Source organism: Limnohabitans sp. TS-CS-82, assembly GCF_002943475.1.
This window is the reverse complement of record NZ_PTQX01000006.1, coordinates 218,880-242,558: the sequence shown is the minus strand read 5'-3', so window position 1 is coordinate 242,558 and position 23,679 is coordinate 218,880. Positions and strand designations below refer to the sequence as shown.

The following is a 23,679-nucleotide window of genomic DNA, read 5'->3' as shown; positions in this document are numbered from 1 at the left end:
CGAAGCAGATCAAGCAGCGGGCTGAGCAAGCCCGAGGCGCATAGCCAACATGGCGTAAAGGCCGGGGAACACTCGCATGAGAATGAATTTTGAAATGATGCCGCTCAGCAAGCCGAAGACAACGAGCCCAACGACAGTTTGCGCCATGTCTTCGGTCAGTCCTGACGGGTTCTCAATGGCCGCGCCAATGAAGAAAAGCACCATGCCCACCACCCAGTGGTGCTTGAACTGCAAGCGTTCTGCATCAGCTAAGTTTTGATCGTAGGCAGTCATGAAAACTCTTTCGCTTGGTATCGTCATTTCAGCCCTCGGTTTTGGCGGGGCTGCGGCCTCGCTTGGGTCTGTGAACGACAGAATCTCAAGTATAGGGCGTACCGTCGAAAAATTGAAGGTGCAGCAAAAGAGCGCCCTGACCAGCATGGATCGGGAGTGGGTCTGGGGTGGCGAGGCCGTCAAGCGCTACGCCACCGAGGTGGAAAAGCTCGACAAACGCATTCAAACACTCAGCCAGCGCAAAGTGCGACTGGAGATGCTCGGAACTCAGCACTCGCAGAACCGTGCCGACCTGAATCAGCGGTATGGCGACGTGATGGCTGCGGCGGGTATTGGCGCAACGATGGCGGCACCTGGTGTGAAGGCGGCGAAGTTTGAAGACCGGGTCAAGCAGATAAGCATCGTTGGTGAGCTATACAAACAAAATGGGGCCGAGGGCGCGATGGCTCAGGCGATCCGCGAGGCGGCGGTCAAATACGCCGTGAGCCAGGATCAGGTGGCTGAAGGCATCGAAAAGCTGGTGGCCCAGGGAATGGATGCCAAGTCAGCCCAAAAGTACGCCGGTCTGCTTGCCAAAGTAAACACCGCCACGCGCACCGAAATGGGTGACCTGGCCGAGCTGGTCTACACGCTGCAAACGAAGTTCAAGCTGACCAGCGAAGGTGAGGTCATGCAGGCTGTCAATGCCCTGGCCAAGGCGGGCAAGCTCGGCCAGTACGAGCTGAAGCAGATGGCCAAGGGCTTCCCAGAGCTGGGCGGCGCTGCGGCCTCCTTTGGCTCCAAGGGCCTCGACGGCGTGCGCGAGATGGGCATGATGATGCAGGTCATGCGGGCAGGTGCTGGCACCACGGGCGAGGCCGACACCTACATGCGCAACTGGTTCTCACACATGAGCGCCAAGAGCACCCAAGACCATTTCGGGAAGGTCGGCATCAACTTCGAGCGCGAGAAGCTCAAGCTGATGATCGACAAGCGTGTGTCTGCGGTCGAGTCCAGCTTCATGGTGTTCGATGACTACCTGAACCGCGTGACGCAGCAAGGCTTTGTTGAGGTGCGGGACAAAAAGGGCAAGGTCAAAGAACGCATCGACGTGCGCCAGGAGCTGGACAAGGTGATGAACATCGCCAAGAAGGAAGGCTTGCAAGGCGAGGCGCTCCAGGAGCGAGTGAAGGCCGCTGTCGAGCGCATGGGCTTGTCCACGGTGTTGCAGGACATTCAGGCCACCCAAGCCTATCTGGCCTATCGCAACGGCAAGGAAAAGTATGTCGAGGGTCGCAAGGAACTTGCAAAGGGTGAAACCAACAAGACCATCGACAACGATTACGCCGAGCAGATGAAGCTGGCCACCATGCAGACCCAATACATGAAAGTGGCTGTGGGCGACCTGATGATTGAAGTCGGCAACCGCTTGGCTCCTGTCTTTGGCAAGGTCGCTGGCGTCGTGGGCTGGTTTGCTGAGGCGCTGTCCGGGCTGATGCATAAATTCCCAGGCACCACCACGGGAGTGATCACGGTGGTGGGTGCGCTGGCAGCGGCAGCAGCCGGGTTCTTTGCTGTGGGGGCCGCGATGGCGGCATTCCGCTTCGCCGGTACCGCCTTGCAGCTCATGCCGCTGTTGGGTGGTGGCCTGCGCATGGTGGCCGTTGCCGCAGGTTGGCTGGGGACTATCTTGCGCGGTGCATTGGTCATTGGTTTGCGCATGGCTGGGCAGGCTTTGCTATTCATTGGCCGTGCGCTGTTTCTCAACCCGATTGGCTTGGCCGTGACGGTGATCGCCGGTGCCGCGTATCTGATCTATCGCAACTGGGAGCCGATCTCAGCTTGGTTCGGCAAGGTGTGGGGCAAAGTCAAGACCGCATTCAGCGGCGCATGGGACTGGTTCAAGGGATTGCCTGGCCAGTTCAGCCGCCTCGGCAGTGATTTGATCAGTGGGCTGGTTGGCGGCATCACGGCCAAGCTGAGCGCGGCCAAAGACACCATCGTCGGCTTCGGCCAGAACATCAAAGGGTGGTTCGCTGACACCTTGGGCATCAAGTCGCCCAGCCGCGTTTTTATGGGCTTTGGCAGCAACATCGGCGAGGGTGCGCAGATCGGCATTCTGAAGGGTGTGCCTGGTGTGAAAGGCGCAGTCGGCAAGATGGCCGGAGTCGCGCTGGCCGGGGCAGTGGCTGCCAGCGGCAGTGCCTTCGCTGGGGTCAAGCAGGCCAACCAGATGCTCCAGAACATCCAGGGCGGCGGTGTCACGCATAACCAAACAGCGGGTGCAGCGGGCATGACGATTCACTTTGCGCCGACCATTCACGTGGGCGGCGGTGGCGATGTCCGTGGGCAAGTGAAGGAGGCCATGCAGGTGTCTGTGCGCGATCTGGAGCAGATGTTGCGCCGCCTACAGGCTGACCAACAACGGAGGGCTTTCTGATGCCTCAAATCATTCCGCTTCTGAAGTCTGTTGGTGGGTTTGATGCCCTTGGACTTGGCAAGCTGGGTCAGTCTGTCCGCGTGGTGGACTTGGTGCGTGGCTTGCCGCGCAGTCTGGGCTTGGGCACGGCAGCGGGTGTGTTGCAGGGCATAACGCGCAAGGCGACACCTCGGGCTGCATACCTTTATGTGGGCGACTTGGGCGTTGACTTGGCGCTGCCAGACGAACACACGGTGCGTGAGCGGGCAGACTTTGCCGAGCACGCGCTGATTGAGCGAAAGCCGCGTTTGCAGTGGACGGGTTCGGCCTTGGCTGAGCGCCGCTTGTCAGTCAAGTTGCACAGCGATTTCTGTGATGTTCAGACCGCACTTGCATGGCTGGCCAAGCTGCTGGCAGATCATGTGCCTCAACCCTTGGTGATGGGCACAGGCGAGTTCTTGGGGTGGTATGTGCTGACCGAGCTGGAACGGCAGGAGCTGGTGCATGCCACGGCGGGTATGAGCTACGCGAGTGCATCCCTGACCTTGCGCGAATATGCGCCCACTGCCGAGGAACTGCAAAAGATGGGTGTGCCCAAAAATCCTGCGGCGGTGCGTGCGCCAGGGGACGCATTGCCGGGCCTGACCAAGGTGGAAGGCATTTTGCGTGACCCGGTCAAGGCTGCGGTGCGTGTGGCTAACGATGCGTTGCCGAGTCTCAAAGAAACGGCGATGCAGGTGAAGACACAGGTTACTCAGGGCATCGGCTTATGACGGACGTTTTATTGCACCAAGTCGTTGAAGGTGAGCGCTGGGATACGTTGGCGTTTCATTACTACGGCAGCGCCACCCAGTACGGGCGAATCGTGCAGGCGAACCCACACCTGGACATCATGCCCGTGCTGCCTGCCGGGGCCATTGTGTTGATTCCGGTGGTGACCCAAGCCAGTGCTGCGCTGGCGTTGCAGGATGAGGAGTTGCCGCCGTGGAAGCAATGAAGGTGCCCGCGCCTAAGGTGGTGGTGACGTATGAAGGCAAGGACATCACGGCCAGCATCACGCCGTCGCTGATTGAGGTGAATTACATCGATTTCATAGAGGGCGAAAGCGACTCGGTCGAGCTGGTGCTGGAAGACGTGGATCGCCGTTGGCAGAACGCTTGGTATCCGAAGCACGGCGACCAGGTCAATGTGCAGATCGGTTACGAAGATGCACCGCTGCTGCCCTGTGGCGACTTTGAGATTGATGAGGTGGAACTGGACGGCCCGCCTGACGTGGTGCGCATCAAAGCGCTGGCCGCAGGCGTGAAGCGCAGTGTGCGTACCCGCAACGGTCGCGCCTATGAGGACACCACGCTGGCCGACATTGCGGCCACCATCGCCAGGCGCAACAAAATGCAGCTCACGGGCAAGATTGAGCAGATCAAGATCAGCCGTGTCACCCAGGTCTATGAGACCGACCTGACTTTCCTGAAGCGCATATCCGAGGAGTATGGCTACAGCTTTTCGGTACGCGGCAGCAAGCTGGGCTTCTTCAAGCGGTCGGCGCTGAAAGAGGCCAAGCCAACCTTGACTATTGACCGCACGGATGTGAGCAGCTACCGCTTCCGCGACAAGGTACATGGTGTGGCGACCTCTGCCACGGTCAGCTACCACGACCCGCGTGCCAAGCGCACCCGCAAGAGCAAGACCAAGGATGTCGAGGCTAAAACCAACCAACGCAGCGCCGATGAGCTGAAGATCAACGTGCGTGCCGAGAACGACCAGCAAGCCCACCTGAAGGCCGATGCTGCGCTTGACCGCGCCAATGAAGACCAGACCGGCGCAAGCCTGACCTTGTTCGGTAATGTTCGGCTGATGGCTGGCGTAAATTTGCAACTCACCGGCTTTGGCCGCATGGACGGAAAGTACACCATCACCCAGAGCCGCCACCGCTTCTCACGTGGCGCTGGCTATGGCACCGAAGTGGAGCTGAAGCGCGTGCGCGATCCAGCACAGGGAGCCCAGCAATGAACACAGGCGGCGTGACTTACAAACAGGGCATCGTGGCCGAGGCAAAGCCGGGCTTTTGCCGTGTGCGCTTCGATGATCTTGATGAGCTGGTGACGGCCTGGCTGCCGGTGATCCACCACAAGACCCAAGACGACAAGGTGATCTGGACGCTGGACATCGGCGAGCATGTGGCCTGCCTCATGGACAGCAACATGGAAGACGGCTGCATCGTCGGTGCGATCTACTCCGAGGCTGACACGCCGCCTGTGGCCAGCACCGACAAGTTTCGCATCCAGTTCAAGGACGGTGGCTCCTTTGAGTACGACCGCAGCAGCGGGGCCATGAGCGTGGTGTGCAAAGGTGTTGCAAACCTCACCGCTGGAGGGGCTGCGACGGTGAAGGCTCAGACCATCACGCTGGACACGCCCGAGGCCACTTGCACGGGCAAGCTGACCGTTCAAGGCCTGCTGACCTATCAGGGCGGCATGGCCGGTTCTGGTGGCACTGGTGGGGCCGCTGCGAGCATTCAGGGCAATATCAAGGTTACGGGCGGCGACGTTCAGGCTGACACCATCAGCCTGAAGAATCACAAGACCAGCCAGGTTCAAGGTGGCAATGGAACATCCGGCGCACCTGTGCCCTGACCGGCAGCAAAACTAAAGCTCTTTACTCGCCGCTTGAGCGGCCCGAGGCGACCATACACAACATGGTCACCTCAGACGTCAACAACCTTCCCAATCGGTTTTTCCAGCCCGCGCTGTCAAGCCAGGTGGATGGCCACGCCTCGGGCTTGGCCAGCGACCGCTTGGGCGAGCTGGTGACGGACACCCAGGACGTGGATCAATGCATCCGCATCATCTTGACCACGCCTAAGGGCAGCGATCCGCACCGCCCGTTGTTCGGAAGCAATCTGCACCTGTACATCGACTACCCCGTCAACAGCGCCCGTCCGCACATCGTGCGCGAGGCGGTCAATGCGCTGCGTGAGTGGGAGCCGCGTATTGAGGTTGTGAAGGTCACCGTCAGCCTGGTGGACGTGGCTGCACTTGCCTGCGTGGTCGAGTGGAAATTTGTTGCAGGGGTGGCCGAAGAGTCATTCATGACCAACCTTGCATTGGGGACGGCCAAATGAGTCTGCTTGATCGCCTGTTGCCAGAACCTGATTTTTTGGTGCGCGACCCTGATGCGGTCACGCGCCAGATGGTCGCCCAGTACGAGGAGCTAACTGGCAAGACTTTGTACCCCGCGCAAGTTGAGCGCCTGTTGGTGGACGTGATCGCCTACCGCGAGAGCTTGATGCGCGAGGCCATTCAAGATGCGGCTAAGCTCAACCTGGTGCGCTACAGCCGTGCGCCGATCTTGGACTACCTGGGCGAGAACATTGGCGTGTCCAGGCTGGATGCGTCAGCCGCTCGCACCACGCTTCGTTTTACCTTTACTCCGGTGCCCGCCGTGGCCACGTTCTTGCCTGCTGGTGTGGTGGTGCAAGGTGGCGAGGTTCAGTTCACCACAGAGGTGGCCATCTCCATTGCACCCGGCACACAGACGCTGGATGTCGGGGCGGTTTGCCTTCAAACAGGAGTCAAAGGTAACGGCTTTCTGGCTGGCCAGGTGCGTGACCTGGTGTCGGACGTTTCAAGCCTTACAAGCAACCAACTGGTGGTCAGCGCCGTCCAGAACACCACCACGACCGCAGGCGGTGCCGAGGCAGAAGACGATGAACACTTCCGTGAGCGCATCGTTCTTGCGCCCGAACAATTCAGTAACGCTGGCAGTGTGGGCGCGTACAAGTTTCATGCGCTGTCCGCTCACCAGGATGTGATCGACGTGGCCGTGGTGGGTTCGGAGATTGCCGTGCAGAACGGTCAACTGGTATCGACCAACGGGATTCCTCCTGGTGTGGTCAACCTGCACCCGTTGATCAAGACTGGCTTGCCCAGCGCGGCGGTGAAGGCCGCAGTGTTGGCCGCATGCAATGCGGACAAGGTTCGGCCACTGACTGACCTGGTGCGGGTTTATGACCCGGTGCAGGTGGACTTCGCCATCACGGCACAGCTCACCCTCTACGCGTCAGCCGATGCCGCCTTGGCGCTGCTGGAGGCCAACAAGGCGGCGGTGGCCTTCCGTGATCGCTTGCAAGGCCGGCTGGGTCTTGACGTGGTTCGCACGCAGTTGATTCAGGCGTTGCACGTTTATGGGGTCTATGCCGTGGCACTGACCGCACCTGCCAATGATGTGGTGCTGTCCGCTGAGAAGTGGCCGCGTTGCACCGGCATCAACATCACTATTGCCGGAACGGCGCAGGGGTAACGATGGCTGCATTTGTCGAACCCTCGCTGCTTGTTCCTGCGCTTCAGAATGACCTGAGTATGCGGGCGCTGGAGACGATCTCCAGCAGACTTTCCACGCTCGACCTGTCTCCGGTGGTGGTCTATGACTTCGATCATGTGCCGTCGCAAGCGCTGACCGCGTTGGCTGAGCAGTTGAACTTGCTCGGCGATGCCGGGTGGGACTTTGCAGGCTTTGGGCCTGCGCCTGATGCAAAGAAGCGGGCCTTGCTGAAAGAGGCTGTGGCGCTTCATCGGCTCAAAGGTACGCGCTATGCGGTGCAACGGGCGCTGGATTTGATGAGCGTGACCTCGCGCATCATAGAGTGGTGGGAGCCACAACCGAACAATGGGCCACAGGGCATGCCGCACACCTTCTTGGTCGATCTGCTGCTGACGGATGCGCCAGAAGGCCAGCCCGTGTTGACACCCGAACGGGCTGACGCTGTGTTGCGCATGGTGCGCTTCTGGAAGCCAGCACGCAGCCAATTCCGTGCCCGTGTTGGAGCAGGACTTTTGTCAAGAACCCGGTCGGCAATGGTGGTCAGACCCGCTCAGTCGGTGCATGTAACGACTCGCCCCGATGCGACGCGCATGGCGGCTGATTGCCGCACCCGAAGCGTCTGCGCCGTGCGCTTGACCCAGCGCTACTCGCTCACGCTTTTACCTACAGGAGCATTGCAATGATCTTGCACCCCACGAAAACCGTCGCAGGACGGCAGGCGACCTTCAACGCCAACAACTCTGGCGTCAGCTTGAACCTGACGCACATCTCCATCGGCGACAGTGGCGGTGCGATTGATGACACCCGCACCAGCCTGCGCAGTGAGCGCGAAAAGGTGTCGGTCTATGGTCGTCGTGTGACCACCGACCAGATTCACCTTGATTCCGTCTTCGACGGCGCATCCGCTTTCTGGGTGCGGGAGGTGGGCATCTGGGCGGGCAACACGCTGGTCTATTACTGGTCGACCGCTGGTGCCGAGCTTGGCTACAAGAGCCAGAACTTCGAGTGGCTGCTGGGCCTTGACCTGGCGCTCGATGAGGCGGTGGACGGCGTGATCCAGGTCACCGCCCAAGCCCCAAACGTGGGCATGACCGTCGCCCCGATCTTGGCCACCGTGTTGCAGTCCCTCTGCGACACGAATCGGCTTGTCTTGAAAAACCACTACCTATGAAAGAGGTGAATCATGAGTCTTGAACAACAACTCTCTGATGCCATTGCGGCTCAGAACGCATTGACCCAGGCGGTCGCCACGTGGAAAGGACAAGCCGATCAATCGCTTGCCGCAGCGCTCGCCGCTGTTCCAGTCACAGACCGTGTGTATTGGGTCAATTCAGCTACCGGAAACGATGCCAGCGCGGACGGTTCGGCTGCTGCGCCGCTCAAAACGATAAGTGCTGCATGCGCACGAGTTCCAGTTGGTAGTCGAGGAACAATCACATTGGTCGGGTCCGGCGATTCGGTGAATCCACTTATCCACACCATCACCACGTCAATTTATCTGGCCCGCAAGTCGATCCAATTTAAGGTTAATGATGCGGGCGTAAAGATGGTCATCAATGCTTCGTTCTCCTTAGAGTCATCACTCGTCCAGTTGGTACCGGGCATCTCTTGTGCCGTTGAACAGGGCTGTGCCATTGCGTTTTATCAGACTGACTCATTTGTCAGCCTGGGCGGTTACATCTCGCTGGACTACAAGTTCACGTCGAATATCGTGGGATCGGCCATCGTCGGCGGTGACTACAACAACAGCCTCTTCGGTAAGGTCTACCTTGGCCGGGTGCGCCTGACATCGGGCAACGGACTGCAGTGCTACGTGGGAAGCTTAAAGAATGCGGGCTATATCTTGGCAGGCCTGTGGCAATGCACATTGGGCAGCAACGTAGCCAAGACTGACGGCATAGTGCAGGCGGCTGCAACTGGAAGTTCGTTTGACATTTATACCGTGTAACCAAGGAGAATCACATGGACATCGTAGGCTTTACGGAACGATCGAAAGAAGCTGATCAACTGCTGGCATCGGCTGGCTTATCTGGTAGCGAAATTGAAGCGCATTGGGCAGATGCGACAAAGCAAGAGAACAGAAAAATTGTTCGTGATGCGATTGACAAAGTCGCTGACACAAAGACCCGTGAAGGCGTGATTTCCGATGTGCTCGGCGTGGTAGTGGTTGGCTTGTCCCAACTCACCGTTGCCCTGTCCAAGGCGAAGTCGCTGGCCGACGTGAATGCCGCAGCCCAGCCGCTGGCCGACATCGGCGCTGTCGTTGACGCGGCGCTGAAGTCCGGTTCGCTGAAGCTGCCCTACATGGTCAAGACAGGCGGCGCTCAAGGCGTGCTGGCTGATATGACCAAGCTGTCCAATGGTGTGGCTGCGGTTTTTGCCGCTGCCCAGACCCCGGCCAAGTAAGAAAAGAAGACGGGCGACTGGCTTGGGTGCGCTAACACCTTCGCCAGCCCCGAACCCGCTGATTACGCAGCAAGCCCGGCAAGGCACGTCCCACCTGTACAGGCAGGGTCTAGCCTAACCGATTTTTACCAAGTGCAAAAGGCTTGCAATGTTGAAACAAGATAAACCGAAAAGTTTTCTCGCCTGGGTAGGCGGGAAGAGCCAACTGACTGACCGCATCATCCCGCTGCTGCCGCCCCACCATTGCTATTGCGAGGTGTTTGCCGGTGCCGCGTGGATGCTCTTCCGCAAGGAGGAGAGCAAGGTTGAGATCATCAATGACATCAATTCCGACCTGGTCACGCTGTACCGGGTGGTGAAGAACCATCTTGAGGAGTTCGTCCGCACGCTGAAGTGGCTGCTGGTCGCCCGTGAGGAGTTCGACCGCTTCATGATGCAGGAGCCGTCCACGTTGACGGACATCCAGCGCTCGGTGCGCTTCTTCTACATCATGAAGACCGGCTACGGTGCCCGCCTGAAGAGCCCCAGCTTCGGCATAGCGGCCAGCGCACCGAGTCGCTTCAACCTGCTGCGGATTGAGGAGGAGCTGTCAGCCGCCCACCTGCGCCTGAGCCGGGTCTACATTGAAAACAAGCCCTTCCAGACGGTGATCGACCGCTTTGACAAGCCTGACACGGTCTTCTACGTTGATCCGCCGTATTGGGGCTGCGAAAACTACTACGGCAACGGGGTGTTCATCCGGGATGACTTCACTATCCTTCGTGACCGCTTGGCGGGCATCAAAGGGAAATTTGTCATGAGCATCAATGACGTGCCGGAGATCAGAGAGCTGTTCAAGGATTTCGTCATCCGCGAGGTGCCAACCAAGTACTCGATGGCCAGGAATGGGGTGAAGCAGGTCACCGAGCTGCTGATCTTCAACTACGAGCCGCCGAAGGTGTGATGGCCAGCAGTCGCGTTTACGCGACTGTTGGGTTTTACACGTCGCAAGACGCTTGCAATCTTGCGTGGTAGAGCGATAGTACCGACCATCGCAACCGAGCAAGAAAGGCACGCAAAATGAATCCAGAAAACTTTGAGGCGCTGTTTGAGCAGATAGCCAGGCAGCACTTGGGTGTTGCAACCTTGACCGAGCGCCACAGCGACCGGCTTGACTTTCATGACGTCAGCGTCTTGGGAATCAGGCGTGCGCTACAGGCAGCTTTTGAGGCTGGCCAGCAGCATGGCCACGCCGGGAGGGTCGGACAATGAGCGAGATCGAACAACACCTGACGGATTACCTCACGGGCTACGGTCGGGCCGACCAAGGCAAACTGATGGCTGTGGCCAGTTACAGCGACTGGCAGCGCATGGCCCAGCATGAGCTGGATCGTCGGGCGGCACGGCTGCTTGAGTTGTTTGGGGAGGATGAGCTACAGGCGATTGCCTCTGGCCAAGTCAGCCTGCCGAAGTTGGCCAGCCAGCTCATGCCAACTTAAAAGACGCAACCGCATGCATATTTTTGGAGGCCGCCCATGAGGCGGCTTTTTTGTAGCTGGCGGGTTCTGTGAGAATATCTTGCAGCCAGTGAAAATGTGACGGGCGGTATTTATCTCGTCAAATTGGGGTCAAATATCGCGCCGCGCTTCACGAATGGTGAATCAATGCATCTGAGCGCTCGGGCTGACGGTCGTACAGGGCTTGCTCCAACGCATCCAACACGAAATCCGTGCGCATGGAGCTGCTCACACGCCAACCCACGATACGGCGGGCAAACACATCAATCACGAACGCCACGTACAACCAGCCCTGCCAAGTTGAGACGTAGGTGAAGTCCGACACCCACAACTGGTTGGGGCGGTCTGCCTTGAATTGCCTGTTAACCCTGTCTAGCGGGCGGGCCGCAGCTTTGTCTGGGACTGTTGTGCGTATCACCTTGCCACGACGTACACCGCGCAGGCCTAGGTGCTTCATCAACCGCTCCACTGTGCAACGGGCTACGGGTATGCCCTCTCGATTCATTTGATGCCAGACCTTGTCCGCGCCATAGACCTGCAAGTTGGCGTTCCAAACGCGTTGAATGTGAGGGATCAATTCATCATCGCGCTTGGCTCTTGCACAGCGAAGTTGTGGGTTGCGTTGCAGGGCGGCGTGTCGCCTGTAGCAAGACGGGGCAATTTGCAAAACCTTGCAAATTGGCTCGACCCCGAAGGTATTGCGATGCTGGTCGACGAAACGCTTCAAGACTTGAGTCGGCGGTCGAGCTCCGCCTGGGCGAAAAACGCGCTGGCCACCTTCAAGATCTCATTGGCCCGACGCAGCTCTTTGTTCTCGCGTTCAAGCTCCTTGATTCGGTCATGCTCAGCGCTGGTGGTGCCGCCGCGCACGCCGCTGTCGACTTCGTGCTTACGAACCCATTCGTGAAGGGTTTGAGGGGCGCAGCCGATCTTGAGTGCAATTGATTCAATGGCCGCCCATGTGGACGGATATTCGCCACGGTGGTCTTGCAACATGCGAACAGCGCGTTCGCGTACTTCGGGGGAAAAACGATTTGATTTGCTCATAGCTCCATCTTCTCAAAGGTTGGAGCCTCCTCAAAACACGGGGCGATTCATACAGCAATGGGGCCAATTGCAAGGCAGTTCTTACGATGGGTCCACCTTTGTAGGCTCGCATTGCACGCAACAGTCCACCAAACTCAGAAGGCTCGAGGATGGCCGCAAACGTACCTTTGACCCGAGGCGTCAGGCGTGCACGCAATCCATCAGTGATATTGCGTTGTTGTAGGGGGGCCGTAGGCAACCAGTAATCCCAAACTTGCCCTGCCGTATCAAGAATACGACTAGCGGTTTCGATAGCACCTCTGTCTTCAACTTTTTTAAGTACCTCTAAAAGCTCCAAAGGGTGTATCTGCGGCATTGGTCTTTCACCGATGAAGGGGAACAAATCCTTGTGCAAATTGCGCTTTGTACGGGTTGCATGACTTGCACTCCATTGCGGAGCCTGCTTAGCAAACCACTCCAAAGCTACCGTCTTAAATGTTGCTTCACCGGTACTTGCAATTTTGAGCTTGGCCAGCTTTTTGGCTTGGATTGGATCCATGCCACTAGCTTTTTGCAGCTTTGCACGGTCTCTAGCCAACCTGGCTTGGGTCAAAGTAACCGATGGGTAGCTACCTAAGGCTAGCTTCTTTTCAACTCCAGCGATTCGAAACTTGAAAAACCATCGCTTAGACCCCCCAGGACTGACCTGCAAATACAAGCCACCTGAGTCAGCAAACCTAGCTTGCTTCTTCTCTGCTGGACACACCGCATTTCTGCATTCAGCATCAGTCAACATACTCACTCCTTGGGTAACCCTTGTCCAAATATGGGGGTACAAATCCAAAAAGAGAGCGCAAAAATCTATCTGTACCCCCAGCCGTACCCCCAAGTCATCTTTGCAGCCAGTGTATCAATATGTTCATCTTTGTACTATAAATATATGATTTACCAATGAAAAAAGCCGCTAGGTGGTTGAACCTAGCGGCCTTTGTCTTTGCATATGGTGGAGCTGGCGGGATTTGAACCCGCGTCCACAAGTCTTTTTCGTGCAGTTCTACATGTGTAGTCGTCTGATTTGAGTCTTATCTGATGAACCGCGCAGCGACACGCTGAACATCAAACCAGCATCCTTAGATCTCGCACAACATCAAGGTGCCCGATGTCATGCCAGCCAATATGAGTTACCTTGTAGCTAGGACTTTGGAGGCTTTAACACCCCCATCACCCTAACCCAGCCTATCGGCCAACTGTTACAAGGCTCACCGGATTAAGCGGCGAGTGCGAAACGTTCGTCGTTTGCAGTTAGTTTTTTTTCTGTTGTTTTACGAGGATCAGAACCTCGACATGCCCTGCTACGCGTCCGAACCCATGTCGAAACCAGTGCAGCCCCAAGCATTCTATTTTAGGCCTATCCCAGCAATTGCAAGAGCTGAATGGGTGAATCTATTTTTAAATCTGCGCCCCAGCTGCTGATATCGGCCTTTTCGCCCAAATAACCATAGTTGGCGGCAACGGTTCGCATGCCTGCGGCGCGTCCAGCCACGATGTCGCGCTCGTCGTCACCGACATACAAGCACACCTCTGGCGCAAGCCCCAACCGCCGTGCAGCTTCAAACATGGGCTCAGGGTGAGGTTTGGGGTGAGGCGTGGTGTCACCACTCACGATAGCCGCCGCACTGGCGAATAGGGGCATGGCTTGGGTCAACGGGTCGGTAAAGCGTGCCATTTTGTTGGTCACGACGCCCCAAGGCAAGCCACGGGTTTGCAAACCCGCGATCAAATCTGACACACCATCAAACGCGTAAGTCCGAACGGTCATGGCCGCTTCGTAATTGGCAAAGAACTCTTCGCGCATGGCCATGAAGTCGGCGTGTTCGGGCGTTATGTCAAAGGCAATCTTGAGCATGCCACGCGCGCCTGCCCCCGCTAGAGGGCGATACAGCTCATACGGCAGCGAAGGCAAGCCTCGGTCGATGCGCATTTTGTCTGCGGCAGCACCCAAGTCAGGGGCGCTATCGATCAAGGTGCCATCTAAATCAAACAGCACAGCACGAATGTGTTGCAGCATCAGCGCGCTTTCTGGGTGGCGACGAGGTAGTTGACGCTGGTGTCAGCGCTCATCCAATAACGACGTGTCAAGGGGTTGTATTCCATGCCACGGGTGTGCTGCCATTCCAAACCGGCAGCGCGGCATGCACTCGCCAGCTCGCTGGGGCGAATGAATTTGGCGTATTCATGGGTGCCTTTGGGCAGCAAGTTGAGCACGTATTCAGCACCCAAAATGGCAAACAAAAAGGACTTGGGGTTGCGGTTGAGCGTCGAGAAAAACACCCAACCACCCGGCTTGACCAAATCAGCGCACGCTTTGACAACAGACACGGGGTCAGGCACATGCTCCAACATTTCCATGCAAGTCACCACATCAAAGCTGGCGGGACGCTCCAACGCCAAGGCCTCGACGCTTACTTCGCGGTATTGCACATTGGGCGTTTGCGCTTCTAAGGCGTGCAGTTGCGCAACTTTGAGCGACTTGGTGGCCAAGTCAATGCCCAAAGCGTTGGCACCGGAGCGGGCCATTGCATCGGTCAAGATGCCACCGCCACAACCCACATCCAGCACGTCTTTGCCTTGAAGGGGGGCGGACGCCTTGATCCACTCCAAACGCAAGGGGTTGATTTGGTGCAGCGGTCGAAATTCGCTTTCAGGGTCCCACCAACGGTGAGCAAGGTCTGAAAACTTGGCCAATTCGGCCGGATCTACGTTGGTGTGGGCAGTCGTTTGCATAGCGTCAATTGTCGTTCAAGCAAAAAGAAACCCCGCCGAAGCGGGGTTTCTTTGAAGGATCAATGAAGATCAGTTAGCGCGTGTGCCAACCACTTCGATCTCAACGCGACGGTTTTTCGCGCGACCTTCTTTGGTCTTGTTGTCAGCAACAGGTTGCTTCTCGCCCTTGCCTTCGGTGTAGATGCGGTTCTTTTCGATACCTTTGGACACCAAGTAAGCCTTCACAGACTCAGCGCGGCGGACCGACAATTTTTGGTTGTAAACATCAGTACCGACGGAGTCAGTGTGACCCACAGCGATGATGACTTCCAAGTTGATGCCTTTGACTTTACCGACCAAGTCGTCCAGCTTGGCTTTGCCAGCGGGCTTGATGACAGATTTGTCAAAGTCGAAGAATGCGTCAGCGGCGTAAGTCACCTTGGCAGCAGCAGGCTTTTGTGGCGCTGGAGCTGGAGCTGGTTTTGGAGCCACGGTAGGGGCGACCACAGCAGCAGGGGCAACTAAAGCGCCATCGCAATCTTTAGCGGCAGTTGCTGGCGTCCAGCTGGCATCGCGCCAGCACAAGCCCGTTCCGCTTTTCCATGTGTCGCCGGAGGCATTGCGCCAGTTGTCAACGTTCTGTGCAACAGCAGCAGTAGCCAAAGCAGCGGTAGCAACAAAAGCTGCCAAATTCTTCAAGTTTTTCATAGTTCACCTCTGAGGTATGTAAAAGCCGCAGAACACTCTGCGAATTCAGGCAGTCAAGGCGCAAAGACCATAACGCTTAGAAATATTGTGCCATAGCCAACAGGCTCTACTGCTCGAATTAACAAGCCTTAAGAAATTAAGCCGGCAGCCTGTTGCAAGTGAGCCACACCCAAGGGCTAAGTTAAACCGCCTAAAATGTCAGGTTTCCTGCTTTACGGCCGCTTTCATGACCCAGTTCGCTAAAGAAACATTGCCCATCAGCCTAGAAGAGGAGATGCGCCGCAGTTACCTAGATTACGCCATGAGCGTGATTGTGGGCCGCGCCCTGCCCGACGCGCGAGACGGCTTAAAGCCAGTGCACCGTCGCGTTTTGTTCGCGATGCATGAGCTCAACAACGACTGGAACCGTCCTTACAAGAAGTCTGCCCGTATCGTGGGTGACGTGATTGGTAAATACCACCCGCACGGCGACAGCGCGGTGTACGACACCATCGTTCGTATGGCGCAAGATTTCTCGTTGCGCCACATGTTGGTAGACGGCCAAGGCAACTTCGGTTCGGTCGACGGCGACAACGCCGCGGCCATGCGTTACACGGAAATCCGCTTATCCAAAATCGCTCACGAAATGTTGAGCGACATCGACAAAGAAACCGTCGATTTCGGCCCCAACTACGACGGCTCAGAAAAAGAACCGCTGGTCTTGCCAAGCCGCATTCCCAACTTGCTGGTCAACGGTTCGTCCGGTATTGCCGTGGGTATGGCCACCAACATCCCACCCCACAACTTGAACGAAGTCGTCGACGCGTGTTTGCACATGCTGCGCCACCCCGAGGCCACCATCGACGAGTTGATGGAAATCATCCCCGCGCCCGACTTCCCGACTGCCGGCATCATTTACGGCATGAGCGGCGTCAAAGACGGTTACCGCACTGGCCGTGGCCGTGTGGTGATGCGCGCCAAGTGCCACTTTGAAGACATCGACAAAGGCCAGCGCCAATCCATCATCGTGGACGAACTGCCTTACCAAGTGAACAAAAAGACCTTGCAAGAACGCATGGCCGAGTTGGTGCACGAGAAGAAAATTGAAGACATCAGCCACATCCAAGACGAGTCCGACAAGTCGGGCATGCGTTTGGTGATTGAACTCAAGCGCGGCGCCGTGCCTGAGGTGGTGCTGAACAACCTGTACAAGCAAACCCAGTTGCAAGATACCTTTGGTATCAACATGGTGGCCTTGATTGACGGCCAACCCAAGCTGTGTAACTTGCGCGACCTGATTGCTGTGTTCTTGGGTCACCGCCGCGAAGTGGTCACACGCCGCACCATCTTCACCCTGCGCAAAGCCCGCGAGCGCGGTCATGTGCTGGAAGGTTTGGCGGTGGCGTTGGCCAACATCGACGAGTTCATCCGCATCATCCGTAATGCGCCTACGCCCCCTGTGGCCAAGGCCGAGTTGATGACCAAGTCGTGGGACAGCCAACTGGTGCGCGAAATGCTCACCCGCAGCCGCACTGACGGCGGCGTGATCAACGCTGACGACTACCGCCCCGACGGTTTGGAAAAAGAATTCGGCATGGGCAGCGACGGCCTGTACCGTTTGAGCGACACCCAAGCCCAAGAAATTTTGCAGATGCGTCTGCAACGCCTGACCGGCTTGGAACAAGACAAGATCGTCAAAGAATACAAAGACGTGATGGCCGAGATCGACGACTTGCTCGACATCTTGGCCAAGCCCGAACGCGTCTCCACCATCATTGGTGACGAGTTGGCCGTGGTGAAGCAAGAGTTCGGTCAAACCAAACTCGGGGCACGCCGCAGCCTGATTGAACACAACGCCCAAGACTTGGCCACCGAAGACCTGATCACGCCCACCAACATGGTGGTCACGCTCAGCCACAGCGGTTACATCAAGAGCCAGCCTCTGTCTGAATACCGCGCCCAAAAACGCGGCGGTCGCGGCAAACAAGCCACCGCCACCAAAGAAGACGACTGGATCGACCAACTCTTCATCGCCAACACGCACGACTACATCTTGTGCTTCTCCAACCGTGGTCGCCTGTATTGGCTCAAGGTTTGGGAAGTGCCTGCGGGCTCACGCGGCTCACGCGGTCGCCCCATCGTCAACATGTTCCCGCTGCAAGAAGGCGAAAAAATCAACGTCGTGCTGCCTCTCACCGGCGACATGCGCACCTTCCCCAGCGACCACTACGTGTTCATGGGCACCTCGATGGGCACGGTCAAAAAGACCTCGTTGGATGAGTTCAACAACCCACGCAAAGGCGGCATCATCGCGGTCAACTTGGACGACGGCGACTTCCTCGTCGGCGCCGCTTTGACCGATGGCAAGCACGACGTGATGTTGTTCAGCGACGGCGGCAAAGCCGTGCGCTTTGACGAAAACGATGTGCGCCCCTTGGGTCGCAGTGCACGCGGCGTGCGCGGCATGATGATCGAAGAAGGCCAAAGCGTCATCGCCATGTTGGTGTCTGAGCAAGAAGACCCGAACGCTCCTGCCGATGAAGGCAAGCCACGCGCCAGCGTGTTGACCGCCACCATCAACGGCTACGGCAAACGCACCAGCATCACCGAGTACACACGCCACGGCCGAGGTACCAAAGGCATGATTGCCATCCAACAATCTGAGCGCAACGGCAAAGTCGTCGCCGCAACCTTGGTGCATGCCGAAGACGAGATCATGCTCATCACCGACACCGGCGTTTTGGTGCGTACCCGCGTGTCTGAAATTCGCGAACTCGGCCGCGCCACCCAAGGCGTGACCTTGATTGGCTTGGACGAAGGCGCCAAACTCAGCGGCTTGCAACGCATCGTCGAAAACGACGCGGCCATCGCAGAAGGTGACACCGACGAGAGCCAAAGCGGCAGCGCTGACAACGCAACAGACGGCGACACAAACAGCGGTACAGATGCACCCAGCGAGTCCTAAATCAGCATGAGTGTTCGTCCCTATAACTTTTCGGCAGGCCCAGCGGCCATGCCGCTGGAAGTGTTGCAACAAGCGGCTGCCGAAATGACCGACTGGCACGATGCACAAGGCCGTTCCTCAGGCATGGGCGTGATGGAAATGAGCCATCGCGGCAAAGAGTTCATCAGCATTTACGAACAAGCCGAAGCCGATCTGCGCGAGCTGTTGGCTGTGCCCGCCAATTTCAAAATCTTGTTCATGCAAGGGGGTGGCTTGGCTGAAAACGCCATCGTGCCCTTGAACCTCTCACGCGGCGAAACCGTCGATGTGGTGGTCACGGGCAGCTGGAGCGAGAAGTCGTACAAAGAAGCAGCCAAATACTGCACACCGCATTTGGCCGCCACCGGTGCTGACACCCACTTCACCACCCTGCCCGCCCCCGCGCAATGGCAGCTCAGCCCTGGCGCGCAATACGTGCATGTGTGCACCAACGAAACCATCCACGGCGTGGAGTTTCACACCCTGCCCGACCTCAAAGCCTTGGGCTCTGACGCACCGCTGGTGATCGACTTCTCGTCCCATGTGCTGTCGCGCAGCGTCGATTGGGCACGAGTCGGTGTGGCGTTTGGTGGCGCACAAAAGAACATTGGCCCCGCTGGCGTGACGCTCGTCATCGTGCGCGAAGACTTGTTGGGCCATGCGCTCAAGGCTTGCCCCAGCGCGTTCAACTACAAAACCGTGGCCGACAACGGCTCGATGTACAACACGCCGCCCACGTACAGCATCTACATGGCAGGCCTGACCTTCCAGTGGCTGAAGCGCCAAGGTGGTGTGGCGGCCATGGAGCAACGCAACATTGCCAAAGCCAAGCTGTTGTATGACTTCTTGGACAGCTCCAGCTTCTACAGCAACAAGGTCGCGCACGACTGCCGCTCGCGCATGAACGTGCCCTTCTTCTTGGCCGACGAGTCGCGCAACGACGTGTTCTTGGCAGGTGCCAAAGCCGCAGGTTTGTTGCAACTCAAAGGCCACAAGTCGGTGGGCGGCATGCGCGCCAGCATCTACAACGCCATGCCCATCGAAGGCGTGCAAGCGCTGGTGAGCTACATGCAAGCGTTTGAAAAAACACAAGCTTAAAACCGTCATGAGCCAACAACCCATTCAGTCTGACGCCCTCGGCGCGTTGCGCGTGCAAATCGACGCGCTCGACAAACAACTGCTACAGCTGGTCAACGACCGCGCCAAAGTGGCCGAACAAGTCGGTGAAATCAAACGCGCCGAAGGCTCACCCTTCTTCCGCCCCGACCGCGTGGCGCAAGTGATCGACAAGATCACCCAAGCCAACCCAGGTCCGTTGAAGAACGAGCACATTGCGTCCATCTGGCGCGAAATCATGTCGGCTTGTTTAGCCCTTGAAGCACCCCAGCGTGTGGCGGTGCTTGGGCCGCAAGGCACGTTTTGCGAACAAGCCGCCATTGAGTTTTTTGGCAGCGCCGCCAACCTGATTTACTGCGCCAACTTCGACGAAGTCTTCCACGCCACCGCCGCAGGCACAGCCCAGTACGGCGTGGTCGGCATGGAAAACTCCACCGAAGGCGTGGTGGCCCGCTCGCTCGATTTGTTCTTGCGCTCGCCCGTGCATGTGGTGGGCGAAGTCAGCCTGCTGGTGCGCCACAACTTGATGCGTCAAATCAACTCAGACGCAGGCATCGAAGTGGTCATGGCCCACCCGCAAGCCTTGGCCCAATGCCAAGGCTGGTTGTCGCAACACTTGCCGCACGTCGAACGCCGTGCCGTGGCCAGCAATGCCGAAGGCGCGCGCTTGGCGGCCACCAACCCCACATGGGCCGCCTTGGCCAGCGAGCGTGCGGCCAGCCAGTTTGGCTTGCACATCGTGCACCATGCCATTCAAGACGAGGCCTACAACCGCACGCGGTTTGCCGTCATCGCGCTGCCGCAAACCTTGGCCACGCCCCCCGCATCGGGCAACGACTGCACCAGCTTGGTGGTGTCGGTGCCCAACCGCCCGGGTGCCGTGCACGACTTGCTGGTGCCGCTCAAAAACAACGGCGTGTCCATGACGCGCTTTGAGTCGCGCCCCGCCAAATCGGGTCAGTGGGAGTACTACTTCTACATCGACATCCAAGGCCACATCAGCCAACCTCATGTGGCGGCGGCGCTGCAAGAGCTGCAAGGCTTGTGCGCGTTCTACAAGGTGTTGGGTTCTTACCCTGTGTCGGAATGACGTCCGAATCGCCGCTGACACCGCGATTCGACAAACTGGCGCTCATTGGCTGCGGGCTGATGGGCGGCTCCTTCGCGCTGGCTTTGCGCGAAGCGGGTTGGGTCAAGCACATCGTAGGCTTCAGCGCCTCTGAAAAAACCCGTCAACGCGCCGTCGCGCTCCACGTCATTGACCAAGCCTGCAACAGCGTGGCCCAAGCCGTGCAAGATGCCGATTTGGTGCTGCTCGCCGTGCCCGTGGGTGCGATGCAAAGCAGCTTTGAAGCCCTGCGTCCCGCCTTATCAGCCCACGCGTTGCTGATGGATGTGGGCTCCACCAAATGCGATGTGGTCACCGCTGCGCAACAGCATTTGGGCGAGCGCTTGTCGTGCTTCGTGCCGGCCCACCCCATTGCAGGCAAAGAGCTGGCGGGCATCGACCATGCCGAAAGCAGTTTGTACCAAGCACGGCGCACCATCCTCACGCCTTTGCCGCAAACAGGCGCAGCCCAATTGCAAGCCGCCCAAGCCGTGTGGCAAGCCGTGGGCAGTCATGTCACGGTGATGAACCCCGAGGACCACGACGCCACGTTTGCCGCGGTCAGCCACCTGCCGCACTTGCTGGCTTTTGCCGCAATCAACGCCTTGACCGCGCAAGCACAAGGCGACACGTTTTTACAAATGGCCGGCCCTGGCTTTCGCGACTTTTCGCGCATCGCCGCCAGCGACCCTGCCGTGTGGCGCGATATTTTGAATGCCAACCAAGCCGAAGTCTTGACCCAAATGGCGCACTTTCGCACGGCGCTCGACGCGTTTGAAACCGTCTTGAAACAAGGCGACACCGCCGCGCTGCAACACCTGATTCAACAAGCCAGCCAAGTGCGCTCGGCTTGGACTCTGCAAGCGGGCAACGCTTGCCACACAGCTTCTGAAACCCAACGCTCATGACGATGCGCCGCATCTGCGTCCTGCGCGTTCTTTCACATTAATCACCATGTTCTCCACCGCTTTTCTCGACTTGCCCGCCCTTCAAGGCGCCTCTGGCACCGTCACCCTGCCCGGATCCAAAAGCATCTCGAACCGCGTGTTGTTGCTCTCGGCGCTGTGCCAAGGCACCACCGTCGTGCACGACTTGCTCGACTCGGACGACACCCGCGTGATGCTGGCAGCGCTGCGCCAACTGGGCTGCGGCGTGGACGTGCAAGGCACGACCGTGACCATCACAGGCTTGGGCGGTCAACTCAAGCACCACGACGCGATTGAGTTTTTCATGGGCAACGCGGGCACCGCCATGCGCCCGCTCACCGCCGCGCTCGCGGTACTCGGTGGCGACTTCACGCTCAAAGGCGTGCCCCGAATGCACGAGCGCCCGATTGGCGATTTGGTCGATGCGCTGCGCTTGCTCGGCTGCTCGATTGACTACTTGGGCAACGACGGCTTTCCACCGCTGCACATTGGCCAACCCTCGCTCAAAGTGGACGCCCCCATTCAAGTGCGTGGCGATGTGTCCAGCCAGTTCCTCACTGCGTTGTTGATGGCCTTGCCCCTCGCAGCAAAAACGCAAGACATCGTGATTGACGTGGTGGGCGAGCTCATCAGCAAGCCTTACATCGACATCACACTCAACCTGTTGGCGCGTTACGGCATCGCGGTCAAGCGCGATGGCTGGCAACGTTTCACCATCCCGCAAGGTTGCCGCTACCAATCCCCCAGCACGATTCACGTCGAAGCCGATGCGTCGTCGGCCAGCTACTTCATCGCGTTAGGGGCCATCGCTGAAGGCGAAGGCATCCGCATTCAAGGCGTGGGCGCAGACTCCATCCAAGGCGACATTCGCTTCATGGATGCCGCTTCGCAAATGGGCGCTCACATCACCAGCGGCCCCAACTGGCTCGAAATCAAGCGTGGCGCGTGGCCGCTCAAAGCCATTGAATTGGACTGCAACCACATCCCCGACGCCGCCATGACCTTGGCCGTGATGGCCTTGTACGCCGACGGCCCCACCACGCTGCGCAACATCGCCAGCTGGCGGGTCAAAGAAACCGACCGCATCGTGGCCATGGCCGCTGAATGCCGCAAGCTCGGTGCCACCGTGGAAGAAGGCCAAGACTGGCTGCGCGTTCATCCCTTGCCCAATGGCCAACACGTCAATCCATCAGTGCAAGGCCAGTGGCAAGCCGCCAGCATTCACACCTACGACGACCACCGCGTCGCCATGTGCTTCTCGCTGGCTGCATTCAACGCCGACCAAATCCCCGTTCGCATTGAAGACCCCAAATGCGTGGCCAAAACCTTCCCCGATTACTTTGAGGCCTTGTTCTCGGTGGCACACGCCAGCGCCCAAGACATTCCCGTCATTTGCATCGATGGCCCCACGGCCTCAGGCAAAGGCACCTTGGCCAGCCGCGTGGCGCAGGCCTTGGGTTACCACTACCTCGACTCGGGCGCGCTCTACCGCGTGACCGCTTACGCCGCGTTACAAGCCGGATTGGCACTTGAAACAGCCCACGAAGCCCGCATCGCCGACCTCGCACGCACCCTGCCCGTGCGCTTTGACGGCGACACCGTCTGGCTCGGCGACGCCGACGTGAGTGACGCCATTCGCACCGAAGAAGCCGGCATGAATGCCTCCAAAGTGTCCGTTTTGCCTGGCGTTCGTACCGCGTTGGTGGACTTACAGCTGAGTTTTCAACGCCTGCCCGGCCTCTTGGCCGATGGCCGTGACATGGGCACCGTCATTTTTCCGCAAGCCCCTCTGAAAGTGTTTTTGACCGCCAGCGCCGCACAGCGCGCCGAACGCCGTCATAAGCAATTGATTTCAAAGGGTATTTCGACTACACTCGACAGTCTTCGCGCCGATTTAGAGGCCCGTGACGCACGCGATTCATCGCGCAGCGTGGCACCTCTGAAACCGGCACAAGATGCGTTGCTACTCGACAACTCCTCGCTCTCTATCGAAGCCTCGGTAGATCAGGTTTTGAACTGGTGGCAAAGCAAACAGCCCTTTCAAAGGGGCTGACAACCTGGCCCGTTTGGCTCCTCTCGCGCTGCATTGGCGCACTGGCCCAACGGATCTAAAACTTAACCCGTGGCGCACGCCACAACCCACCGCTAACCGCAGGCCCATGTGGTGCAGCAATCCC

At 58.3% G+C, this 23,679-nt stretch carries 24 protein-coding genes, 1 other RNA gene, 1 pseudogene and 1 other annotated feature; of the genes and pseudogenes, 19 read left to right on the top strand and 7 right to left on the bottom strand.

The annotated features are described in order from the left end of the window. Window positions 1-9: 9 nt before the first annotated feature. Complete coding sequence (locus C5F52_RS14270; protein WP_104799013.1) at window positions 10-273, bottom strand: hypothetical protein; 264 nt, start codon at window positions 271-273, stop codon at window positions 10-12. On the opposite strand from C5F52_RS14270, the gene C5F52_RS14265 reads away from it, so the two are divergent. From C5F52_RS14265 to C5F52_RS14200, 14 genes are all read left to right on the top strand, one after another. Continuing rightward, the gene (locus C5F52_RS14265; RefSeq protein WP_104799012.1) at window positions 272-2,692 is read left to right on the top strand and encodes a phage tail tape measure protein; all 2,421 of its coding nucleotides are present in this window, start codon (window positions 272-274) and stop codon (window positions 2,690-2,692) included. The two genes, C5F52_RS14270 and C5F52_RS14265, sit on opposite strands and share 2 nt — an antisense overlap. Further along, a complete protein-coding gene (locus tag C5F52_RS14260; RefSeq protein WP_104799011.1) occupies window positions 2,692-3,444 on the top strand; it encodes a phage tail protein in 753 nt (250 codons plus the stop codon). Before C5F52_RS14265 ends, C5F52_RS14260 begins: the two co-directional genes overlap by 1 nt. Then, window positions 3,441-3,668 carry a tail protein X gene (locus tag C5F52_RS14255; protein WP_104799010.1) on the top strand — a complete coding sequence of 76 codons (228 nt, stop codon included), beginning with the start codon at window positions 3,441-3,443 and terminating at the stop codon, window positions 3,666-3,668. Before C5F52_RS14260 ends, C5F52_RS14255 begins: the two co-directional genes overlap by 4 nt. After that, window positions 3,665-4,681 carry a phage late control D family protein gene (locus C5F52_RS14250; RefSeq protein WP_104799009.1) on the top strand — a complete coding sequence of 339 codons (1,017 nt, stop codon included), beginning with the start codon at window positions 3,665-3,667 and terminating at the stop codon, window positions 4,679-4,681. Before C5F52_RS14255 ends, C5F52_RS14250 begins: the two co-directional genes overlap by 4 nt. After that, on the top strand, window positions 4,678-5,304 hold the full coding sequence (locus tag C5F52_RS14245; protein ID WP_104799008.1) for a phage baseplate assembly protein V: 627 nt from the start codon (window positions 4,678-4,680) through the stop codon (window positions 5,302-5,304). The genes C5F52_RS14250 and C5F52_RS14245 overlap by 4 nt, the downstream gene beginning before the upstream one ends. 62 nt (window positions 5,305-5,366) lie before the next feature. After that, window positions 5,367-5,792: a GPW/gp25 family protein gene (locus C5F52_RS14240; RefSeq protein ID WP_104799007.1), complete on the top strand. Its 426-nt coding sequence runs from the start codon at window positions 5,367-5,369 to the stop codon at window positions 5,790-5,792. Next, window positions 5,789-6,970: a baseplate J/gp47 family protein gene (locus C5F52_RS14235; RefSeq protein WP_104799006.1), complete on the top strand. Its 1,182-nt coding sequence runs from the start codon at window positions 5,789-5,791 to the stop codon at window positions 6,968-6,970. Before C5F52_RS14240 ends, C5F52_RS14235 begins: the two co-directional genes overlap by 4 nt. Window positions 6,971-6,972: 2 nt before the next feature. Continuing rightward, complete coding sequence (locus C5F52_RS14230; protein ID WP_104799005.1) at window positions 6,973-7,674, top strand: phage tail protein I; 702 nt, start codon at window positions 6,973-6,975, stop codon at window positions 7,672-7,674. Next, window positions 7,671-8,162, top strand: a complete 492-nt coding sequence (locus C5F52_RS14225; RefSeq protein WP_104799004.1) for a phage tail protein — start codon at window positions 7,671-7,673, stop codon at window positions 8,160-8,162. Before C5F52_RS14230 ends, C5F52_RS14225 begins: the two co-directional genes overlap by 4 nt. Window positions 8,163-8,174: 12 nt before the next feature. Next, window positions 8,175-8,939, top strand: coding sequence for a hypothetical protein (locus C5F52_RS14220; RefSeq protein WP_104799003.1), 765 nt, complete (start codon window positions 8,175-8,177; stop codon window positions 8,937-8,939). 14 nt (window positions 8,940-8,953) lie between these two features. Next, window positions 8,954-9,397, top strand: coding sequence for a hypothetical protein (locus C5F52_RS14215; RefSeq protein WP_104799002.1), 444 nt, complete (start codon window positions 8,954-8,956; stop codon window positions 9,395-9,397). Window positions 9,398-9,545: 148 nt separating this feature from the next. Then, window positions 9,546-10,340 (top strand): DNA adenine methylase, encoded by a 795-nt coding sequence (locus C5F52_RS14210; protein ID WP_104799001.1) that lies wholly within the window; start codon window positions 9,546-9,548, stop codon window positions 10,338-10,340. A gap of 116 nt (window positions 10,341-10,456) precedes the next feature. Continuing rightward, the gene (locus tag C5F52_RS14205; RefSeq protein WP_104799000.1) at window positions 10,457-10,648 is read left to right on the top strand and encodes a hypothetical protein; all 192 of its coding nucleotides are present in this window, start codon (window positions 10,457-10,459) and stop codon (window positions 10,646-10,648) included. Continuing rightward, entirely contained in the window at window positions 10,645-10,875 is a 231-nt protein-coding gene (locus C5F52_RS14200) for a hypothetical protein (RefSeq protein WP_104798999.1), read from the top strand. Before C5F52_RS14205 ends, C5F52_RS14200 begins: the two co-directional genes overlap by 4 nt. 151 nt (window positions 10,876-11,026) lie before the next feature. Here C5F52_RS14200 and C5F52_RS14195 read toward each other — a convergent pair. The 6 genes and pseudogenes from C5F52_RS14195 to ompA all read right to left on the bottom strand — a co-directional run. Continuing rightward, window positions 11,027-11,940, bottom strand: a pseudogene (locus C5F52_RS14195) (IS3 family transposase); the annotation flags it as partial. Further along, window positions 11,546-11,662, bottom strand: a sequence feature (AL1L pseudoknot). Its footprint overlaps the pseudogene before it by 117 nt. Then, a complete protein-coding gene (locus C5F52_RS14190) occupies window positions 11,840-12,715 on the bottom strand; it encodes an integrase arm-type DNA-binding domain-containing protein (RefSeq protein ID WP_104798998.1) in 876 nt (291 codons plus the stop codon). The pseudogene C5F52_RS14195 and the gene C5F52_RS14190, both read right to left, overlap by 101 nt. 205 nt (window positions 12,716-12,920) lie before the next feature. Then, window positions 12,921-13,309, bottom strand: a transfer-messenger RNA (tmRNA) gene (gene ssrA, locus C5F52_RS14185). Window positions 13,310-13,327: 18 nt separating this feature from the next. Then, window positions 13,328-13,987, bottom strand: a complete 660-nt coding sequence (locus C5F52_RS14180) for an HAD-IA family hydrolase (RefSeq protein ID WP_104798997.1) — start codon at window positions 13,985-13,987, stop codon at window positions 13,328-13,330. Further along, a complete protein-coding gene (ubiG, locus tag C5F52_RS14175; RefSeq protein WP_104798996.1) occupies window positions 13,987-14,703 on the bottom strand; it encodes a bifunctional 2-polyprenyl-6-hydroxyphenol methylase/3-demethylubiquinol 3-O-methyltransferase UbiG in 717 nt (238 codons plus the stop codon). The genes C5F52_RS14180 and ubiG overlap by 1 nt, the downstream gene beginning before the upstream one ends. 69 nt (window positions 14,704-14,772) lie before the next feature. Next, window positions 14,773-15,390, bottom strand: a complete 618-nt coding sequence (ompA, locus tag C5F52_RS14170) for an outer membrane protein OmpA (protein WP_104798995.1) — start codon at window positions 15,388-15,390, stop codon at window positions 14,773-14,775. 226 nt (window positions 15,391-15,616) lie between these two features. Between ompA and gyrA the strand changes: the two genes are divergently transcribed. Genes gyrA through C5F52_RS14145 form a run of 5 tightly spaced genes read left to right on the top strand, consistent with a single transcriptional unit; the run spans window position 15,617 to window position 23,555 of the window. Beyond that, on the top strand, window positions 15,617-18,334 hold the full coding sequence (gene gyrA / locus C5F52_RS14165) for a DNA gyrase subunit A (protein ID WP_104798994.1): 2,718 nt from the start codon (window positions 15,617-15,619) through the stop codon (window positions 18,332-18,334). A gap of 6 nt (window positions 18,335-18,340) precedes the next feature. After that, window positions 18,341-19,450 (top strand): 3-phosphoserine/phosphohydroxythreonine transaminase, encoded by a 1,110-nt coding sequence (gene serC / locus C5F52_RS14160; protein WP_104798993.1) that lies wholly within the window; start codon window positions 18,341-18,343, stop codon window positions 19,448-19,450. Window positions 19,451-19,457: 7 nt separating this feature from the next. Beyond that, complete coding sequence (pheA, locus tag C5F52_RS14155; RefSeq protein ID WP_104798992.1) at window positions 19,458-20,558, top strand: prephenate dehydratase; 1,101 nt, start codon at window positions 19,458-19,460, stop codon at window positions 20,556-20,558. Beyond that, window positions 20,555-21,484 carry a prephenate dehydrogenase/arogenate dehydrogenase family protein gene (locus C5F52_RS14150; protein WP_104798991.1) on the top strand — a complete coding sequence of 310 codons (930 nt, stop codon included), beginning with the start codon at window positions 20,555-20,557 and terminating at the stop codon, window positions 21,482-21,484. Before pheA ends, C5F52_RS14150 begins: the two co-directional genes overlap by 4 nt. A gap of 46 nt (window positions 21,485-21,530) precedes the next feature. Then, a complete protein-coding gene (locus C5F52_RS14145) occupies window positions 21,531-23,555 on the top strand; it encodes a bifunctional 3-phosphoshikimate 1-carboxyvinyltransferase/cytidylate kinase (RefSeq protein WP_104798990.1) in 2,025 nt (674 codons plus the stop codon). The last annotated feature ends 124 nt before the right edge of the window (window positions 23,556-23,679 follow it).